The sequence below is a fragment of the Peptoniphilus obesi ph1 genome (genome assembly GCF_000311865.1).
Classification (GTDB): domain Bacteria; phylum Bacillota; class Clostridia; order Tissierellales; family Peptoniphilaceae; genus Peptoniphilus_E; species Peptoniphilus_E obesi.
Genome location: NZ_HE978580.1, coordinates 235,579 through 252,880 on the forward strand (window position 1 = coordinate 235,579; position 17,302 = coordinate 252,880).

Below are 17,302 nucleotides of genomic sequence, written 5' to 3' on the forward strand. Positions count from 1 at the left end.
AATTTTTGCTATACTTATCTTGAGGTGATAAGTATGAATTTTGTAAAAGAATTATCCAATAAGACTGTATCCATTTCTGAATTCAATCGAGGTCTAGCTGGACGTATTTTCGATGATGTTAAAGTAAATGGTTCTAAAGTTGTATTAAAAAATAACGCCCCTGAGTGCATTCTTCTTTCCCCAGATGAATATATGAAACTTATTGATGAACTCGAAGATGCAAGAGATCTTATGCTTGCCAATACAAGGATGTCATCAATGGATAAATCCGATTTAATTTCTCAAGATGAATTTGAAGAAGCCTTTCATATCAATTTAAATGAAGTCTCTCCTCTTGATGAGGACGAAATTGAATGAACTATAAACTATCCTTTATAAAAGAAGCCATCCAAGACTATAAAGCCTTAGATGGATCTCAAAGAAAATTGTCGATAAAGCACTTAAGAGGATCTTGATAAATCCTCTTCCTAATACTGAAGGTGGGTATGGCAAGCCTCTTTCTAACCTTTCTGATTCTAAGCTTGCTGGTCTTATGAAAATTAAACTTAAGAGTTCAGGTCTTAGGATCGTTTATAAATTGGAAAAATCAGATGACGAAGTTCTTGTCATTATTATCGGTGCAAGAGCGGAATCCAAAGTCTATAAAGACGCTGAAAAAAGAGTAGCTAAGCTTGAAGATTAAAATTTATCAAAGTCTTCTTGCGTAGCTACTTCTTTATATTTATAGTCGTCATTATTCTTTTCTGTAAACATATCATTTACAAGTCCAATTGTTAGTAGAGATAAATCAGAAACAGAAAGACCAAGTTCCACTGCCCTTAATAGAAACAAGGGTGTAGTCATTGGTCTTTCTGTTGGCCTTACTTTTTTTTAGGAACTTCTTCCGATTTTATATTAAGTCCCCATAATTCAATTAGCTGAGGTAGAATTTGATAAATTGAAAAGGTTGAGAAATTATCCAACCATTCTTCTGGACTATCTGGTACAGATTTATCTCCATGCTTTGCCATTACATAGGCTATATTTTCAAATAGTTCTAATGAGCCTATATCTAGATTGGATTTATCTTCATCATTTTTCTTCATGGATTTTTCAAGTTCCATTAAGTCTTTGAAGATATCTCTTCCAAATTTAAGTCTATAGATTCTTGGGATTGCTGCTGATGCACGGAAAACAACTTCTTTCCCATCGATTTGAATTTTCTTGGTTAGTGCCATATTTATTTACCTCCAACACTTGCTCTTGAAGGTGTTACTGTATTTTCTGTTGGCATATAGACTGACTTGTACCAACCATCATAAGTTTCCTTTGTAGTCTCTTCGCCTGTTCTAGCCTTTACATTTCCATTTGGAAGTGGTCTTGCTTGAATAGACAAGGTTTCTGGTTGGACTTCTCTTGATTCCTCGTTGGTTTCTCCTTCAAGAGTAGGTCTTGCTGCTGAGCAGTTATACATGACGTGACGGATTTTCTTTTGGTCACCATCAAACTCAAATAACAGTGCAAAGTTTGCAGTTTCGGAATTTGAAGACTCAATAAGAACTTTATTTGAATCTGATCTTTCCATCAAAACATCCGTCCTAAAGGATTCTGGAATAAGGGCGATTTCTAAATCTCCATCATATCCCATATTGTTTGAAATAGTGTAGTATTCAATTCCATCTGCATAAAAGCTTTCAGGCTCTCCATTAGGATCCAATGAAATTGAAACAGCACCAGGCATTGGCACTGGTGTTTTATATTTAATAACGCCCTCTTCAGCTTTATCGAATAATGCATAATGCACATTGCAAATATTAAACTTTACCTTATTTGCCATAATTGTTACCTCCCATAAATTGTAGTGAGTCAGCTCCATCACAATTCTCTTCGCTCCTTATCAGTCGCAGAGAATTGGATTGCGTGACATCTGACCTACCTTCCACTCGCAAGGCTCGTGGGGTTAGGTCATTAACATTACAAATATTAAATTTAACTTTATTAGCCATTTTTTACCTCCATAGTAAATTCATAGAGAACTTCATAGAGTCTTTCTGATTCAATCCAAACTTCAGACTTTTCATAATAGATCTTTTCTCTATCAAGTATCTCTTCTATTTTTTCTTCTAATTTTAAATCTTTCTTATCGGTATAAAGTTCTAAGTCTATCTGGGTGTTTTTATAGAAAACTACTCCATCTGCACCAAAGTGTTTATTCTTTGGAAATAGATAGACTATAAATGGTGGAGAAGGGCTTTCTCCTTCAGCAAAGTGCGAGTATGCAAATGGGAGTCCTATCTTTTCAATTATTTTTAATAGCCTATCCATCTTGTAATTTCCTCATTATATTTTCTTCCAATTCTCTTACTCCTTTCTCTTCAGCTGGTCCAATGTGTGGCTTAGCAGATACTCTTCCTCCCTGCCTAAGAACATGACCTTTTTCAAGTAGATGAGCCAGCTGGTATCTATTTCTTGAGTGAACCACAAGTTCTATTGAATTTGAAGTTTCTTTCATAGTTTTTACAGACCAGGACTTAGAATATTTCCTTGTTTCTCCTACAGGTGCATTTTCTTGTATGTCTTTTCTAATATTACTACCAGTCTTTTTAACTTCCTTTTTGACTTCGTCTGTTGCCATATCAGAATATTCTTCTAAGCCTTTCATTATTTCACTGGCGAGGTTTTCAATTTTTACATTCATCTACTCACCTTCCTACTTCTAAACTTTATAAGTCTATTTTTATAGTTCATAAAGTCAATTGATATGATATTGTACATTTCATCATCAAATAGAATTCTGTATTCTGAAGTGTTAATATTCTTTAACCTATTTTGAAATCTTACAGTAAAAGAAATGTCTGACCTGTCTACTTCCATTCCTAAAAAAACCTCTTCACCTTTTCCTTGAAAGGAAATATAGGCTGATGTTGTTAGATAGTCCATCCATACTGATTTATGGTTACCAATTCCATCCACCTCAACATTTTTATTTTGAAAGATTATTTTTCTATTTAAATCCGATATCTTCATTAGAACTCAGCCTTTCTCATTCCAAATAATAAAGCCCTTAGAGTTAAGTTTAGTTCAGAATAATCTGCCTCTTCTCTGTGTTCATAAAGATAAGCAGTCATATAGAGGACAGCTATCTTTCCATTTGGATTTTTAGAAAGTTCTTCTTCACTATCAACCCTGGCTACATCCATGGAGTGCTTTATTGATGATTGGATGAAAGAATTAATCATCTCATCCTCATCATCAAAATCCACCCTTAAATAGGACTTTGCCTCCTCAAGAGTAATCATAATTTACTCCTTAGGCAGTAGCACCGATTTTTAATAGTTTAACTGCTTCTCTTAAAACTAAGATTCCATCAACTCTTTCCTTACCTAAGAAACCAACCATACCATTTCCAGCAAATAGTTCCTTTAAGTCTTGAAAAGACCTATTTCCTCTATCTCCAATCTTGTAGTATGAAAAATCGCCAAAGGCTACTGCAAGCTTTCCTTTTTCAGCTTTTGGAGCAAAGGCTGATGTGTAGGCAGGATATCCTAAAAGTCTATCTGGTTCTCCATCTTTAAGTGATGGTTGCCAAATATATGCACCATTAACATCTTTAAGCTTTCTAATTTGAGCAACTGTTGCATCATTTAAAATGAAGGCGGCTTTCTTCCTATAAGGCCTATCTAAGGAGTAAACTAAATCAATTAGTTCATCTGCAGTAATTGTTTGAGCCTTTGTTGTACCTCCAAGTTCTCCACCCTTTTTAGAATCAAAAATTCCCGTAGGTTTGTTTACTCCATCGCCATTTAAGAAAGCATCTTCTTCAGCATTTGCTAGCGCTCTAGTAAATTCTTCAGTGATATATTTTTCTAAATTAAAGGCTGCATCATAGAGAAGTTCTTCAGTAACTTTAATACCGACGTGGAGTTTATGTGCATCAAGAGATACTTGATCGAATGTGCCATCTCCAAAGGTAAGTTTACCACCTTCTTCAACCCATAGGGCTGCTGGTTTAGTAGCTGCAATATTGATTTTATGAAGTCCAGAAGTTTGAACTTTTGTAGCGAGTTTTCTTACAATATTTTCTTCTTCAAGACCGTTTACAATATCTGTTTCCATCTCTTCTGGAACTAAATATCCACCACTTTCATCTGTGCCTACTTTTAATTCATTAGAAATATCTCTGAAGTTAGTTCTTAATGCCTTCATCATAGATTTCTTATATACATTTCTAGCTCTCATTGGTTTATCTTCCTCATTAAAAGTAGCAGGCTCATTTGTTAGTGCTTGAGTAGTAGGTTTTTCCAAGGATTTATCCATTTCTTCTTCCCTCTTCTTTCTTTCAATTTCACGAGTATAATTCTCGATAGTTCTCTCCATCTCTTCATATGTCTTAAAGTCTTCATCAGACATTAGACCCTTTTCATCTTTCTTAGATTCAGCAAATGCCTTTGCCTCGTCCCAAGCTTTAGTTCTCTTTTCCATTAGTTCTTTTAAATTCATATCTTTACCTCCAAGTATTTTTAATATTGTTTAATCTTTCTTCTACCTCACTCATTGAGTGAGTCCTTACCTCTTTATTTATCTTTGTTAAGAGCGAATTTGTAACTGTTCGTCTTGAAAAGACCATGTTCGTAACTTTCTCATCTTTTCTTTTATCAGTGAGAGTTCCGTCACAAAATCCCATCTCAATGGCCTTATTCTTATCAAACCAAGTCTCCCCATCCATTAGATTTGAAATCTCTTCTCTGGATAAACCTGTCTTAATCTCATAGGCATTGATGATTGATTCCTTGACTTCCTTTAACATATCTATGGCTTTTTGCATTTCTTTTGAGTCACCAATAGCCACAGTTAAAGGGTTGTGAATCATCATTAATGATGTTGGACTCATCAATACTTCAGTTCCTGCCATAGCAATGACCGATGCTGCTGATGCTGCAAGTCCGTCAATCTTAATGGTTACATTTCCCTTGTGTTCTAAAAGCATGGTGTAAATTCTTGATGCTGCAATACAATCTCCACCAGGGGAGTTGATCCATACAGTTATGTCTCCACTTTTGTTTTTTAATTCTTCAAAAAAGAGCCTTGGCGTGATTTCATCATCAAACCAAGACTCTTCTGCAATAACTCCATCTATATAGAGTTCATTTGAATCCTTTTTCCAGTTCCAAAATATTTTATTGTTCTTCATTAGGATTTATTTTTTCTCCTTTCTGCTGATAAAAACTACCAGCCTTATCAAGTGGTAGCATATTTCCATTTACAAGATATAGGTCTCCACCTTCTTCAGCCGATATCCTATCTAGGTTTTCTAATTCTCTTATGTCATTTGCACTCATCCAGCCATTTTGTCTTCCTACAGCATATCCATTCATCCTTGATTCATAGTCTCCCCTCAGAAGTCCATCAAGATTAAATTTAATAAAGTAGGATTCTTTTTCTTTCTTTGTTAATAGTGCTCTTTCCAAAGATTGCTCCCAACGAACGATCCAAGGGTCAAGAGTGTATTTAACAAATTCAAGCGACTGCTGTTCTATATTTGAAAAAGACGACCTCTCTAGGTCGCCGATCATATGAGGTGGTATTCTGAATATTCTTGCTATCTCATTTAATTGAAACTTTCTAGTTTCCAAAAATTGGGCCTCACTTGGTGCGATGGCTATGGGTTGGTATTTCATCCCTTCTTCAAGTACAGCCACTTTGTTGGCGTTCTTAGGCCCCTGAAAGGCTGCGTTCCATGACTCTCTTACTCTTTCTGGGTCTTTGATAATTCCTGGATGTTCTAAAACTCCACCTGGTTGTGCTCCATTTAGGAAGAATGACGCTCCATAATCTTCACAAGCCATAGCCATACCAATGGCATTTTTTGCCATGGTGATTGGTGAGTAGCCCATAAGACCATCAAACCCAAGTCCTGGTATGTGAAGGACATCTTCTTTTAAAAGATAAACTTCTTCTGATTTGTGATTGTATTTATAGAAGATTTCTCCATCCTCACTTCGCATAACAGTCATCTTATTTGGCATTAATGGATAAAGTCCAATAACCTCATTTCTACCATTACGAATTATTTGAGCATAGGCATTACCCCACAATAAAAGGTGAGTCATTAGTGTTTCTCTAAAAACAAATGAAGTCATCTCTGTATTTGGTTCATCGTGCAAAAGAAAATATATGGCATGGCCTTTTGCTTTTTCTTTTGAGTTTGAATTTTCTTTCTTGTATAGATGTAAGGGAAGTCCAGCTAAGGTTTCAGCAAGAACTCTCACACATGAATAAACTGCTGTCATTTGCATGGCAGTAAATTCGTTGACATTCCTTCCTGCTGTTGTCCTCCCAAATAAAAAAGACGATGAAGATATCCTCTCCCCGTCTTTAGGTTTGTCTCTCGACTTGAATATTAAGTTTAAAATGTTTATATTACCACCTCCTAAAATTTTAATCATTTGTGATATAATGTTAATATATTTACTGGAAGGACAAACCATGAACATATATATCGACGAATCAGGAACAATTAATAATCAACTTAAAAATGAATACTTCATTATCACGTTAATTATTCCAGATAATTCTAATGCTTTAAAAAGATCCTATAAACGTTTTGTAGCATCTAATCTTGAAGAGCTTAAAAGAATAGACAATAGGCAAAAAATGTTTTTAAATGGAGCATTTCATGAGTTAAAAGGTTCTGCTTTTGATAGACCCATGAAACAAAAATTTATAAACTTCTTTGCCAGAAAAAACAACTTCAGTCTTTTCTATATAAAAGTTGACAATTCAAGACTCAAAGATACTTTTTGTTCAAATACATCTAGAGTTTTCAATTACCTATTAAAAATATCACTGGACTACTTCATAAGAAATAATTACATACCAAGTGAGAATCATCTTTTACAACTTGATGAAAGAAATGAAAGAACCGAATCGAGATTCTTTCTTGAGGACTATTTAAACACTGAACTTTGCATAACTGGGATTAATCAAGGAAATTTTGCGGTTTCATATTTTGACTCTGCCAATAACTCAAATATTCAAATCGCTGATGTTTTCTCAAATATCTTGTATTCTCATCTTAAAACAGGTAATTACGCAGATGAGTTTAAAACTTTAAGAGACAATGGCATCTTAAAATATATTTTTGAATTTCCCCTATAAAACTTGACTTTTTTCTATTTTTAAAGTATCATGATTATACCAACAGTAAGTCTTATTCAAGTGCCATTATCTAGGTAAGCGATATGTGTTATCGTCACTCATAAGCAATTGGTATACATATTCTAGCCACCTATATGGTGGCTTTTTTCGTGCATTTTTACTTAACTCTAAATCTCGCCACTTTTCTAAATTTGGCTATGATAAATCAAAAATAGCGAGATTAAAAAACAATCAATCCCCTATCATCATAAACTGACTCACTTGTATCATTTCCACACCTTATAGCCCTATCAAGAGCCATTATTGTAGCAATTACACCATCTATCTTTTCTGTAGATTTTTCCTTGTCTGCTTTTATATTTCCAGCAGGATCAGTTCTTATAAAAATATTGTCCATCATCCATCTTAGAACTGGATGACCTCCATGGGCTATTTTTCTTTCAAGGGTTAGTTTCATGAGTTCTTTAGTTGGTGGAGACATATCTTTAAATCCTTGACCAAAAGGAACTACTGTAAAACCCATGCCTTCTAAGTTTTGAACCATCTGAACTGCTCCCCATCTATCAAAGGCTATTTCTCTGATGTTATATTTTTCTCCCAAGTCCTCTATGAATTTCTCAATAAAACCATAGTGGACAACATTGCCTTCTGTAGTTTGAATATAGCCTTGCTTATGCCATAGGTCATAGTTTACGTGGTCTCTTTTTACTCTTAGGTCGAGATTGTCTTCTGGCAACCAAAAGTAGGGTAATATTTGATATTTATCATCTTCGTCTATTGGAGGAAAGACTAAAACAAAGGCGGTAATATCTGTTGTAGATGAAAGATCAAGACCACCATAGCAAACTCTACCTTTTAGTTCTTTTTCATTAACAGCAAAGTTACATAAGTCCCATTTTTCCATAGGCATCCACCTAATTGCTTGTTTGACCCATTGATTAAGTCTTAGTTGTCTAAAAGCATTCTCTTCAGTTGGATTTTGCTTAGCCGATTCACAGGCTTGTCTTACTTTTTCTATAGGAACTGTAATTCCAAGAGACGGATTTGCTTTATGCCATACTTTTTCATCTGTCCAGTCATCTTCTCTGTCTGCTCCATAAATCACAGGATAAAAAGTTGGATCAGTTTTTCTTCCTTCAAGTATGTCGACTGCCTTTTGGTGAGTCTCATAGCAGATTGATTTTGTATCTGTTCCAGCAGTTGTTATTAGAAAATATAAGGGCTGGGTCCTTGCATCTCCAGAGCCCTTTGTCATTACATCAAATAATTTTCTATTTGGCTGAGTATGAAGTTCGTCAAAGACCACACCATGAATATTAAATCCGTGTTTAGAATAAGCCTCTGCAGATAAAACTTGGTAAAAAGAATTAGTCGGCTTATATATCATCCTCTTTTGAGATGCTAGAATCTTTACTCTTTTAGATAGGGCTGGACTCATCCTTACCATATCAGCTGCAACATCAAAGACAATAGTTGCTTGTTGTCTGTCTGCAGCACATCCATAAACTTCTGCTCTTTCTTCTCCATCACCACAAGTAAGAAGAAGTGCCACAGCAGCTGCAAGTTCAGATTTGCCCATCTTCTTTGGTATTTCAATATAGGCTGTATTAAATTGACGGTATCCTGTATCTTTTACAATGCCAAATAAGTCTCTTATGATTTCTTCTTGCCAGTCAATAAGCTTGAAGTCTTTGCCTGCCCATCTACCCTTTGTATGCTTCAGACATTCTATAAAAGTGACAGCATAGTCTGCTTTGTTTTTATCATAGTGAGATGTAGACAGCATAAATTTTGTTGGTTTATATTTCATTTGACCTCCTTCCTCTAAAAATAGGCATAAAAAATACTAGCCGTTAGCTAGTTCACTACGAGAAAAAGAGCCTTCGCTCAATTTCTTGATTTCTAATTATTTTGTTTTCCTAGTTCATAGGCCTCTTTTAACATTTCTTTTAATGACCATACTGAAACTTCTAAAAAGTCTTCTGAATCATTGTTTCTTTTTTCTAAGTCTCCTCTTTCTTCTATTGCACAAGAATGTTTCTTGGCAATTTCTAAAAGTGCTTTATCTCTTTTTTCATTAATTCTTTTGGTGGCCTCTAAAAAGCATTGCCTTTTCAATTCTTGGTTTGTCATTTATCTCACTCCTCTTTTCTTATTCTTTTGGAGATTATCTATAAAGTCATCAAACCATTTCGCTCCAATCTCAAGTCTTATAATTGGAAGTCTTCCTAACTTGTTGTACTTTAAACTTACTATCCTTAAGTCTTCAGGAAGGTCGCTTTCGTAAAATTCGTTAATTGTTTTTCCCATTGTGATATAAATTGTGTCATCTTCAAGGTAGTCTTTTAAATAATCTTGGAAAGCTAAGTCTCCATTTTCTCCTTCGTAAAGTCCAAGCATTGTAATTGCTGAAGAGTCGATTAACTCATTTAAATCTTCCTGTGTTTTCATGTATTTGTATGCCATATTTTTCTCCTTATCTTTTTTTGTATGTACATATAACCGTACTGTCAAAAATAAAGCAAGTTAATTAAAGGATATAATGGCTATATTTCAACCTTTGCTCTATATTTTTTCTATTCTATCCACTCTGAAAATTACATTTAACATCGAACCATTATCCCATTTTACTAGGATTGATCCAATGGCATCCACCCCATAAACTGTGCCTAAAGTTCCAACTGGTGGTGCCTGTTCATCTTCCATTTGGATTAGTTTTACTCTTGTACCTACAGGATAAGTTTCTTTTAATTTTTGTATAATTTCTCTTGAAATCATCTAATCACCTCACATACATATATCACTCAAATACTGATTTATATCAAGTTAGATTAATAGCATCTTCATACTTATATTTTTTTCCATCTCTTAAAAGGCTTACATCTTTATCACTACCAACTAGTTCAATAAATCTATTTACAATGACATCTACAAATTTTTCATCAAGTTCAATCATCCTACAAATTCTATCAGTCTGTTCACAAGCTATTAGTGTACTTCCACTTCCACCAAATGGATCAAGTACAATGGAGTTTGTCATTGATGAATTTTTAATAGGATAAGATAAAAGAGGAATAGGTTTCATAGTAGGGTGGTCGCCATTTTTTCTTGGTTTATCAAATTCCCAAATGGTAGACTCCTTCCTTCCTGTATACCAGTTGTGTTTTCCTTTTTTCTTCCAACCATAAAGAATTGGTTCATGTTGCCATTGATATGGACTTCTTCCAAGTACAAGGGACTGCTTTTTCCAAATACAAGTACCAGATAAATAAAAGCCAGCATCTTGAAATGCCTTTCTGAAATTAAGTCCCTCTGTATCTGCATGGAAAACATAAATCGAACCATCATCTGCGAGGAATTTCTCCATATTTAAAAAGGAGCTTAGTAAAAATTCATAGAATTTATCTTGCTCCATATTGTCATTTTTAATTTTTCCAGCTGATCCTTCATAGTTTACGTTGTATGGAGGGTCTGTGATGATAAGATTTGCTTTTGATTCTCCCATTAATTTCTCGTAAGTGGTTTCATCTGTAGAATCTCCACAAATAAGTTTGTGCTTACCTAAGGTCCAAATATCTCCAACTTTAGAAAAAGTAGGTTTTTCTAATTCCTTGTCTACATCAAAACCGTCATCTTCTGTATCATTTCCAAGGTCAAAAATATTAGATAGCTCATCTGGTGAAAACCCAGTAAGTTCTACATTAAAACCATAATCTTCCAGGGACTCAATTTCTACTCTTAATAGTTCTTCATCCCAACCAGCATCAAGAGCCATTCTGTTATCAGCTAAGATATAGGCTTTCTTCTGTGCCTCGTTTAGATGGTCTGCAAAGACACAAGGTACTTCTTTTATCCCTTCTTCCTTTGCCGCCATAATTCTTCCATGACCAGCAATCACTCCGTAGTCTTTATCAATAATTACAGGATTGATGAAACCAAACTCTCGAATTGATGATCGTAGTTTGTTAATCTGGTCTGCTGAATGAGTCCTTGCATTATTTACATAGGGTACAAGTTTTTCAATATCAACTAATTTCATTTCTTTTGTTGTAATCATATGAGCCCCCACTTAGCAAATTCCTCAAAACCACCAATAGAGTTAATGTAGTTTCTAGCAATTTCTACAATTTCTGAATATGGTCTACCATCAACAGTTTCATCCCCGATTGCACAGGATAATTCAATCTCTCTATTTTCTTCTTGTGCCTTTAGGTGGGCATAAATATTAACCGATACATCAGCCTTGGATAGGTCTTTACCATAAAGACCCCCACCAGTTACTGCTCGTCCCATATCAGAACCGAGTTTTCTATTAGTTGCTCCAGTATCAACATTATATCCTCCAGTCCAATCTCCTAATGGATTTACAATTCCTCTTGGATAAATTGATTTTAAAATTTCTGTAGATACATTTGACTGACAAATAATAAGTTTATCCCCATCAAGAATGTATTTCCCATCGTAAGGATAATTAGAATAAATTTCACGAGCAATTAAAGATAGTTCCTTTTCTTCGTCTGATGTAGGCACTCCCTTAAAGATTCCATTATCTCCACATTTTAACTTATCTTTCTGATTATTTGATAGGTGGATATCCTGCTCAACTATTTTAATATCTGCTATGACCTCTCCAGCTATCCTCTTAATCGCTGTTTCAATTTCTTTTTTATTTAGATTACAATCTGTTTCAATAATTACATGACAATTTCCATGCCCCAGCAAAACTTCAACTGCTATTTTAGGATTATCTTTTTCTTTATATGCTAAATCTACAATTGCACCAGCAATACAATCTGCTATTTTATCTGGATGCTTTGGATTTACTTTTTCAAACAATACAATTACCTCCTCTGCCTTAGTAATTTTTCCATCATATCTTCTCCATAGTCTTCATATACTTCCGTGCAGTTTTCTTTAACTATGTCATAAATCTCGTACCATAGAAGATTGGCCGTCTTTTGAAACTGGCTAGACATCTGTACAAATGGAGATGCAATAACTCCACCAGTAGTAGGGTGCTTTCCTAAAAGTCCAAATTGACTTATTGCCTCTTCACATTGAATATATCTTGCAAAAGCCTGGGAGTAGGATTCTAATAATCTTGGATTTACTAAGTTTTCACAGTTTCTCTGTTTTAACCATCCCCAAGTCTCTTTATATATTTCATCAGCACCAAGTGGTATACCATTTTTTTGTTTTGCAGATAGATAATCACTAGGTGTTGGCATATCTGTTCCATCAAGAACTGCACCATCTGGTAAGTCAACTGCATCTATTTCTTCTGGACTAAATGTAGGAATATCATTCATTAGTATTTCTACTTTTTTACCTTTTTCTATTTTTTCAGCAGCAGGCTGTGGTTTCCCTCCTGCTTTTACTCTTCTTCCTCCTCTGTATGTTCCGTCTTTAGCGATAGTATCACCTCCTAGTTGTTTTATTTCTTTTCTCATGTATGTTATTGACTTTGACTAGTTCTATGTTATAATTAATTTAACAGAACCTCTCCACGCTTAATGTAGATTTTCTACATGCGGACCACGGAGAGGGCTTTTTTATATTAAGGAGAACTTATATGACATTAAAACCTGCTTTAAACTACGAAGATCAAATTACCAAATTAAAAATTGACCATAACTTAAAAATCAAAGATGAAGTTTATGCAACAGAAATTTTGAAAAAAGTAAATTATTACAGACTTTCAGGTTATGGTATTGGTCTTAAAAAATATAATAATAAAGAGCATTATAAGGATCATATTACTATCGAGCATCTCTTTAACCTTTATTGCTTTGATAGCCAATTTAAAAACAACCTCATTAGAACTATTGAGCAAATTGAAATAGAGCTTAGAACACAAATTGCTTATCATCTAGCTATGACGTATGGTTCCGATGTACTTATGCACGAAGATAATTTTATTCATAAAACAAATAAAAAAGGCCAAACCATATATTCCATCATAAATGAGAATCTGAGCAACGAAGTTGACAGGCAAAAGAATAAACCATTTATTAAACACCACCTAAAAAAATATGATGGAAAGTTTCCAATCTGGGTATCCGTTGAACTCATGTCTTTTGGAAATTTATCTTCTTTGTTTAGTATTCTTAAGGATGAAGATCAAAAAGAAATTTCTAATTATTACAACACAGATCCTAAATATTTAAAAAATTGGATTCTATGTCTCGTTGAAGTAAGAAATATTTGTGCCCATTACACTCGACTTTATAATATGCCTTTAAAAGAAACTCCCCGCCTTTATTCTGAAAACGAACAATATAAGGGCAAGCAAAATAAAATATTCCCCATTCTTTTAATCATAAAGAGAATTTTAAACTCAAACGACCAATGGGAATCCCTTTTAAAAGATTTAGAAAATACCTTTAATAAATACCAAGGATACTTCAACTATAAATTTATGGGTTTTCCTCCTAATTGGAAAGATGTTCTTTAATACCCCCTTTGAACCCGTTTTTTTGTGCGTGAGAGGGCGGCACCGTTGGTAGGGAAATCAGCTTTTAAGATAACTACTCCCCCTCCCTCAAAACTATTCTCGTCCGAATCTATCTCCACGCTCAGCGTGAATCTTTGAGTGACAAGATTTACAAAGACTCATAAGATTATCTTCGTCATTAGTTCCACCATGAGAAAGAGGAAGTATGTGATGTACTTCCTCTACCTTTGTCATTCTATTTTCTTTTAAACACATCTCACAAAGTGGATGCTCTGCTACATATCTTTTTCTAATAAGTCTCCATGCTTTTCCATAACGCTTATGAGTGTTAGGATCTCTTTTATATTTTTCATAGTTTTTGTTGTATTCTTTCTCATGTTTCTTGCAGAATCGTCCATCAACTAATTCTGGACAACCTGGATGTGAACATGGTCTCTTAGGTTTTCTCGGCACTTTATCACTCCATAAAGAAAGCCCTGAAGATTTTATCTCCAAGGCTCGTTTTATTATTCTTTTGCTATTCTAACTATACTACAACTACTTACTCTCATTCTATCAACTTTACTCTCCACTTGACTTTTTTCTCAGAAGAAAATATAATTTAGTTAGAAAGTATGAATTTCTAACTAAGGAGGTTTTTTATGTTAGTTGAATTAAAAGCTAAATCACAAGTTACCATCCCAAAAGACATAGTAAACTCTATGGAATTAAACCAAGGTGATCAATTTGAAGTCATAGAAGATAACGGAAAAATTGTACTTGTTCCAGTAGCAATCTATCCAGAACACGTCATAAAAAATTTAAAAGCTGAAGTAAAAGAAATTAAAGAATCTATAAAAAATGGGACTCAACCTGTTTTTGATTCTATCGACTCTCTATTCGAGGAGTTAGACAAGTAATGTCCTATAAAATTACTTATTCGAAAGCCTTTAAAAAACATTACAAAAAACTATCTGATACTGAAAAGAAACAAACGAAAAAGAAACTTAAATTTTTCGTAGAAAATCCTACCCATCCATCTTTAAGAACTAAGAAAATACAAGGTACAGATGGAATATGGGAGTCTTCTGTTAACATGGATATTCGCATTATTTGGTTCTATGAAAATAATGAGCTGATATTTCTTTTAGATATTGGACACCATGATATCCTGGATAAGTTTTAAAACTAGTACTATAATAAAAACACGAATTGAAAACGAAAGTTTTGCGGGTGATGCATTTATGCGTCACCCGATTTTTTTATACCTCTATGTTTTTTAAAGCCTTACTATGAAGTCTAAAGATATGCTGAATTGAGTAATTCATTTCAACTGCTATCTTCTCCCAAGATTCAAAACAAAGATATCTTTTTTCTAAAACTACTTGAAGTTCTTTATCTTCAATCTTTTTTATTGTTCTTACGATTTCTTTCTTTAAATCCACCAACTTATCTATGTCCCTATTGATTTCTTCTTGGAGATCTACAATCTTAACAATAGTATCCTCAAGTTTAGATGTTCCTCTATTAGGATCCTTTGGCATATCTGATAAGGTCGATGTAGCTTTTGTTGCTAGAGCGTTGAGTGATTCAACTTGCTCCAGCTTTGAGTTTATTCTCTTGTCTAAATAAAAAGCTTGTTTTAAATATTCTTTTGCATTCATTTCTTACCTCCATACGTTTTTGAGGTAAGTTATCCATATAACTTCTACTCTTGCATTAATCTTAGCAAATTTTGATAGTGACATTCTATGACATTAACTCTCCAGATTTGCTTTCACTGCATCAATAAGTGCAGCTTGTGTCTTGTTCTTATTTTCTAATGCTTTCATTACATCTTCATCAATGGTTTCCTTTGCTAGGATATGATGAATCACAACTGTTTCTTTCTGACCCTGCCTATATAGTCTGGCATTGGTTTGCTCATAAAGTTCTAATGACCAAGTAAGGGAAAACCAAATAAGTGTTGAGCCACCTGCTTGTAGGTTTAATCCATGACCAGCAGATGCTGGATGGATAATGGCTACAGGAATCTTACCTTGATTCCATTCTTTAAAGTCCTCACTTGTCTTAAGCTCTCTTACATCAAACCTATCTTTTATTCTTTTTAAATCCGACTTGTACCAATAAGCTATCAGAACAGGTTTACCATTTGCACCTTCTATTAAATCTTCTAAAGCATCAAGCTTTCTATCATGAATATGAATCATATTTTTATCTTCATCATAAACAGAGCCTGATGCCATTTGCAGTAACTTATTAGAAAGGGCTGCAGCATTAACAGCATCTATATCTTTATCCTTAATACTAACAACCAAGTCTTTTTTTAAGGTCTCGTAGATATCTCTTTCTTTATCTGATAGATTTACAAAGACTTCATTGTTTATCTTCTCTGGCATTTTTAGATAGTCTTCAGCTTTCATAGAAACTGTGATATCTGATATCTTTTCATAGATTGCATCTTCAGCAAAAGGAAGTGGCTTATAGGAATAAATGATTGGTCCGTTTCTCTTATCTGGTTTGAAGTAGATTTCCCTATACTGACCAATAAATCTACCAAGTCTCTCTCCCATATCAAGGAGCCTAAACTCAGCCCACAAATCCATTAGTCCATTAGATGATGGAGTTCCAGTAAGACCAACTATTCTTTTTACCTTTGGTCTAACTTTCATCAAGGCTTTAAACCTCTTTGACCTATGAGACTTAAAAGATGATAATTCGTCAATTACGATCATGTCGTAGTTAAATGGTATTTCGCTCTTATTTATTAGCCAGTCTACATTTTCCCTATTGATTAAATAGATATCTGCTTGTTTATTTAATGCTTTTATTCTTTCTTTTTCACTTCCTACGACCACTGAATATTTTAAGAAATCAAGGTGAGACCACTTTTCTATCTCTTCTTTCCAAGTATCCCTAGCAACTCTTAATGGTGCTACAATTAAAACTTTAGAAATTTCAAAAGAATCAAAGAGTAAGTCTTTTATAGCTGTTAGACTTATAACCGTCTTACCGAGTCCCATGTCCAGTAGAAGTGCTGATTCTTCATTTTCTTTTATAAATTCAGTAGCATAGTTTTGGTATTTATGTGGAGTGTATTCCAATTAATCACCTCCAATCCTCTTTATTATCTCATCAATGTTTTCTTTGGTATCAAGAACATAAACTTTGAAACCTAAGTTTTTAAATTGTCTTATTCTTTTTTTCTGGATTGGTCTTACTCCTCCTCCAGGTCTTTTTGTTTCCACAAATCCAATCTTTCCTTTAGGTAGAAGTATTATCCTGTCTGGTATTCCCGTCATTGATGGAGATGTAAACTTAAGACATAGACCCTTATTCTCTTTTACTCTTTTAACAAGGGCAGATTCAATATCTTTCTCTCGCAATTTTCATACTCCTTCCATGCTTTTTCAAAAGCCATCATACAATCATAACAAGCACCCTGGCTTTTTAAATAATTTTTAATCAGTCTTTTCCAGCCCTTAAATTTCCCTGTTTTATTTTTAGGAAAGTCTCTATCTTCCTTCATATCTCTTGCTAAATCTCCTCTTGGAGACTTTTCATTTAAGTGATTTTTCATCATGTAGTTATAGAAATTCATAAATCCTCCATTTTTCTAAAGTGTTGTATAGTGTAGCTATATATAAACCTTTTACACGAGAGAATAAAAATAATATATAAAAGAAAGTAGGCTATGACTATTCACACCATACAAAATGCGTATATTAAGCC

At 34.1% G+C, this 17,302-nt stretch carries 28 protein-coding genes; 6 read left to right on the forward strand and 22 right to left on the reverse strand.

The features are described from left to right. Positions 1-33 precede the first annotated feature (33 nt). Both HGPB_RS01000 and HGPB_RS01005 read left to right on the forward strand, forming a co-directional pair. On the forward strand, positions 34-357 hold the full coding sequence (locus HGPB_RS01000; protein WP_019131811.1) for a type II toxin-antitoxin system Phd/YefM family antitoxin: 324 nt from the start codon (positions 34-36) through the stop codon (positions 355-357). A 94-nt stretch (positions 358-451) separates the two neighbouring features. Then, the gene (locus HGPB_RS01005; protein ID WP_019131813.1) at positions 452-682 is read left to right on the forward strand and encodes a hypothetical protein; all 231 of its coding nucleotides are present in this window, start codon (positions 452-454) and stop codon (positions 680-682) included. On the opposite strand, the gene HGPB_RS08825 is transcribed toward HGPB_RS01005, so the two are convergent. From HGPB_RS08825 to HGPB_RS01055, 10 genes are all read right to left on the reverse strand, one after another. Next, a complete protein-coding gene (locus HGPB_RS08825) occupies positions 679-843 on the reverse strand; it encodes a hypothetical protein (RefSeq protein ID WP_004816339.1) in 165 nt (54 codons plus the stop codon). The genes HGPB_RS01005 and HGPB_RS08825 overlap by 4 nt on opposite strands. 17 nt (positions 844-860) lie before the next feature. Further along, entirely contained in the window at positions 861-1,217 is a 357-nt protein-coding gene (locus tag HGPB_RS01010) for a hypothetical protein (RefSeq protein ID WP_019117844.1), read from the reverse strand. Between the two features lie 2 nt (positions 1,218-1,219). Further along, a complete protein-coding gene (locus HGPB_RS01015; protein ID WP_019131814.1) occupies positions 1,220-1,816 on the reverse strand; it encodes a major tail protein in 597 nt (198 codons plus the stop codon). 161 nt (positions 1,817-1,977) lie between these two features. After that, positions 1,978-2,304: a hypothetical protein gene (locus HGPB_RS01025; RefSeq protein ID WP_019131816.1), complete on the reverse strand. Its 327-nt coding sequence runs from the start codon at positions 2,302-2,304 to the stop codon at positions 1,978-1,980. Then, positions 2,297-2,677 (reverse strand): HK97 gp10 family phage protein, encoded by a 381-nt coding sequence (locus HGPB_RS01030; RefSeq protein ID WP_019131817.1) that lies wholly within the window; start codon positions 2,675-2,677, stop codon positions 2,297-2,299. Before HGPB_RS01030 ends, HGPB_RS01025 begins: the two co-directional genes overlap by 8 nt. Continuing rightward, positions 2,674-3,006, reverse strand: a complete 333-nt coding sequence (locus HGPB_RS01035; protein ID WP_019131818.1) for a phage head closure protein — start codon at positions 3,004-3,006, stop codon at positions 2,674-2,676. The genes HGPB_RS01030 and HGPB_RS01035 overlap by 4 nt, the downstream gene beginning before the upstream one ends. Continuing rightward, positions 3,006-3,278: a head-tail connector protein gene (locus HGPB_RS01040; protein WP_019131819.1), complete on the reverse strand. Its 273-nt coding sequence runs from the start codon at positions 3,276-3,278 to the stop codon at positions 3,006-3,008. Before HGPB_RS01040 ends, HGPB_RS01035 begins: the two co-directional genes overlap by 1 nt. A gap of 10 nt (positions 3,279-3,288) precedes the next feature. Further along, a complete protein-coding gene (locus tag HGPB_RS01045; protein WP_019131820.1) occupies positions 3,289-4,479 on the reverse strand; it encodes a phage major capsid protein in 1,191 nt (396 codons plus the stop codon). Positions 4,480-4,483: 4 nt separating this feature from the next. Continuing rightward, complete coding sequence (locus HGPB_RS01050) at positions 4,484-5,170, reverse strand: head maturation protease, ClpP-related (RefSeq protein WP_019131821.1); 687 nt, start codon at positions 5,168-5,170, stop codon at positions 4,484-4,486. After that, entirely contained in the window at positions 5,157-6,425 is a 1,269-nt protein-coding gene (locus HGPB_RS01055; protein WP_036738106.1) for a phage portal protein, read from the reverse strand. Before HGPB_RS01055 ends, HGPB_RS01050 begins: the two co-directional genes overlap by 14 nt. Positions 6,426-6,465: 40 nt before the next feature. Here HGPB_RS01055 and HGPB_RS01060 point away from each other — a divergent pair, with 40 nt between their 5' ends. Continuing rightward, on the forward strand, positions 6,466-7,137 hold the full coding sequence (locus HGPB_RS01060; protein WP_019131823.1) for a DUF3800 domain-containing protein: 672 nt from the start codon (positions 6,466-6,468) through the stop codon (positions 7,135-7,137). Between the two features lie 220 nt (positions 7,138-7,357). Here HGPB_RS01060 and HGPB_RS01065 read toward each other — a convergent pair whose 3' ends face one another. The 7 genes from HGPB_RS01065 to HGPB_RS01095 all read right to left on the reverse strand — a co-directional run bounded on the left by HGPB_RS01065 (position 7,358) and on the right by HGPB_RS01095 (position 12,587). Further along, positions 7,358-8,947, reverse strand: coding sequence for a terminase large subunit (locus HGPB_RS01065; protein WP_019131824.1), 1,590 nt, complete (start codon positions 8,945-8,947; stop codon positions 7,358-7,360). A gap of 92 nt (positions 8,948-9,039) precedes the next feature. Further along, entirely contained in the window at positions 9,040-9,270 is a 231-nt protein-coding gene (locus tag HGPB_RS01070; RefSeq protein WP_019131825.1) for a DUF6900 domain-containing protein, read from the reverse strand. Further along, positions 9,271-9,603 carry a hypothetical protein gene (locus HGPB_RS01075; RefSeq protein ID WP_019131826.1) on the reverse strand — a complete coding sequence of 111 codons (333 nt, stop codon included), beginning with the start codon at positions 9,601-9,603 and terminating at the stop codon, positions 9,271-9,273. It lies immediately after the preceding gene. Between the two features lie 99 nt (positions 9,604-9,702). Then, the gene (locus HGPB_RS01080; RefSeq protein ID WP_019131827.1) at positions 9,703-9,915 is read right to left on the reverse strand and encodes a DUF4314 domain-containing protein; all 213 of its coding nucleotides are present in this window, start codon (positions 9,913-9,915) and stop codon (positions 9,703-9,705) included. A gap of 43 nt (positions 9,916-9,958) precedes the next feature. Beyond that, entirely contained in the window at positions 9,959-11,194 is a 1,236-nt protein-coding gene (locus HGPB_RS01085) for a site-specific DNA-methyltransferase (protein ID WP_019131828.1), read from the reverse strand. Next, the gene (locus HGPB_RS01090) at positions 11,191-11,973 is read right to left on the reverse strand and encodes an S-adenosylmethionine synthetase N-terminal domain-containing protein (protein WP_019131829.1); all 783 of its coding nucleotides are present in this window, start codon (positions 11,971-11,973) and stop codon (positions 11,191-11,193) included. Before HGPB_RS01090 ends, HGPB_RS01085 begins: the two co-directional genes overlap by 4 nt. A gap of 5 nt (positions 11,974-11,978) precedes the next feature. Then, complete coding sequence (locus HGPB_RS01095) at positions 11,979-12,587, reverse strand: P27 family phage terminase small subunit (protein ID WP_019131830.1); 609 nt, start codon at positions 12,585-12,587, stop codon at positions 11,979-11,981. A gap of 122 nt (positions 12,588-12,709) precedes the next feature. Here HGPB_RS01095 and HGPB_RS01100 point away from each other — a divergent pair, with 122 nt between their 5' ends. Then, positions 12,710-13,591, forward strand: coding sequence for an Abi family protein (locus HGPB_RS01100; RefSeq protein WP_019131831.1), 882 nt, complete (start codon positions 12,710-12,712; stop codon positions 13,589-13,591). A 93-nt stretch (positions 13,592-13,684) separates the two neighbouring features. On the opposite strand, the gene HGPB_RS01105 is transcribed toward HGPB_RS01100, so the two are convergent. Then, entirely contained in the window at positions 13,685-14,044 is a 360-nt protein-coding gene (locus tag HGPB_RS01105) for an HNH endonuclease (protein ID WP_019131832.1), read from the reverse strand. A gap of 188 nt (positions 14,045-14,232) precedes the next feature. Here HGPB_RS01105 and HGPB_RS01110 point away from each other — a divergent pair, with 188 nt between their 5' ends. Continuing rightward, positions 14,233-14,490: an AbrB/MazE/SpoVT family DNA-binding domain-containing protein gene (locus tag HGPB_RS01110; RefSeq protein ID WP_002834889.1), complete on the forward strand. Its 258-nt coding sequence runs from the start codon at positions 14,233-14,235 to the stop codon at positions 14,488-14,490. Next, positions 14,490-14,756, forward strand: a complete 267-nt coding sequence (locus HGPB_RS01115) for a type II toxin-antitoxin system RelE/ParE family toxin (protein WP_002834890.1) — start codon at positions 14,490-14,492, stop codon at positions 14,754-14,756. The genes HGPB_RS01110 and HGPB_RS01115 overlap by 1 nt, the downstream gene beginning before the upstream one ends. A gap of 76 nt (positions 14,757-14,832) precedes the next feature. Here the strand turns inward: HGPB_RS01115 and HGPB_RS01120 are convergent, their stop codons facing one another. The 4 genes from HGPB_RS01120 to HGPB_RS01135 form a co-directional block, all read right to left on the reverse strand. After that, positions 14,833-15,234: a DUF1492 domain-containing protein gene (locus HGPB_RS01120; RefSeq protein WP_019131833.1), complete on the reverse strand. Its 402-nt coding sequence runs from the start codon at positions 15,232-15,234 to the stop codon at positions 14,833-14,835. Between the two features lie 93 nt (positions 15,235-15,327). Then, positions 15,328-16,674: a DEAD/DEAH box helicase gene (locus HGPB_RS01125; RefSeq protein WP_019131834.1), complete on the reverse strand. Its 1,347-nt coding sequence runs from the start codon at positions 16,672-16,674 to the stop codon at positions 15,328-15,330. Next, on the reverse strand, positions 16,675-16,956 hold the full coding sequence (locus tag HGPB_RS01130; protein WP_019131835.1) for a VRR-NUC domain-containing protein: 282 nt from the start codon (positions 16,954-16,956) through the stop codon (positions 16,675-16,677). Continuing rightward, the gene (locus HGPB_RS01135; RefSeq protein ID WP_019131836.1) at positions 16,914-17,171 is read right to left on the reverse strand and encodes a sterile alpha motif-like domain-containing protein; all 258 of its coding nucleotides are present in this window, start codon (positions 17,169-17,171) and stop codon (positions 16,914-16,916) included. The genes HGPB_RS01130 and HGPB_RS01135 overlap by 43 nt, the downstream gene beginning before the upstream one ends. Between the last annotated feature and the right edge of the window lie 131 nt (positions 17,172-17,302).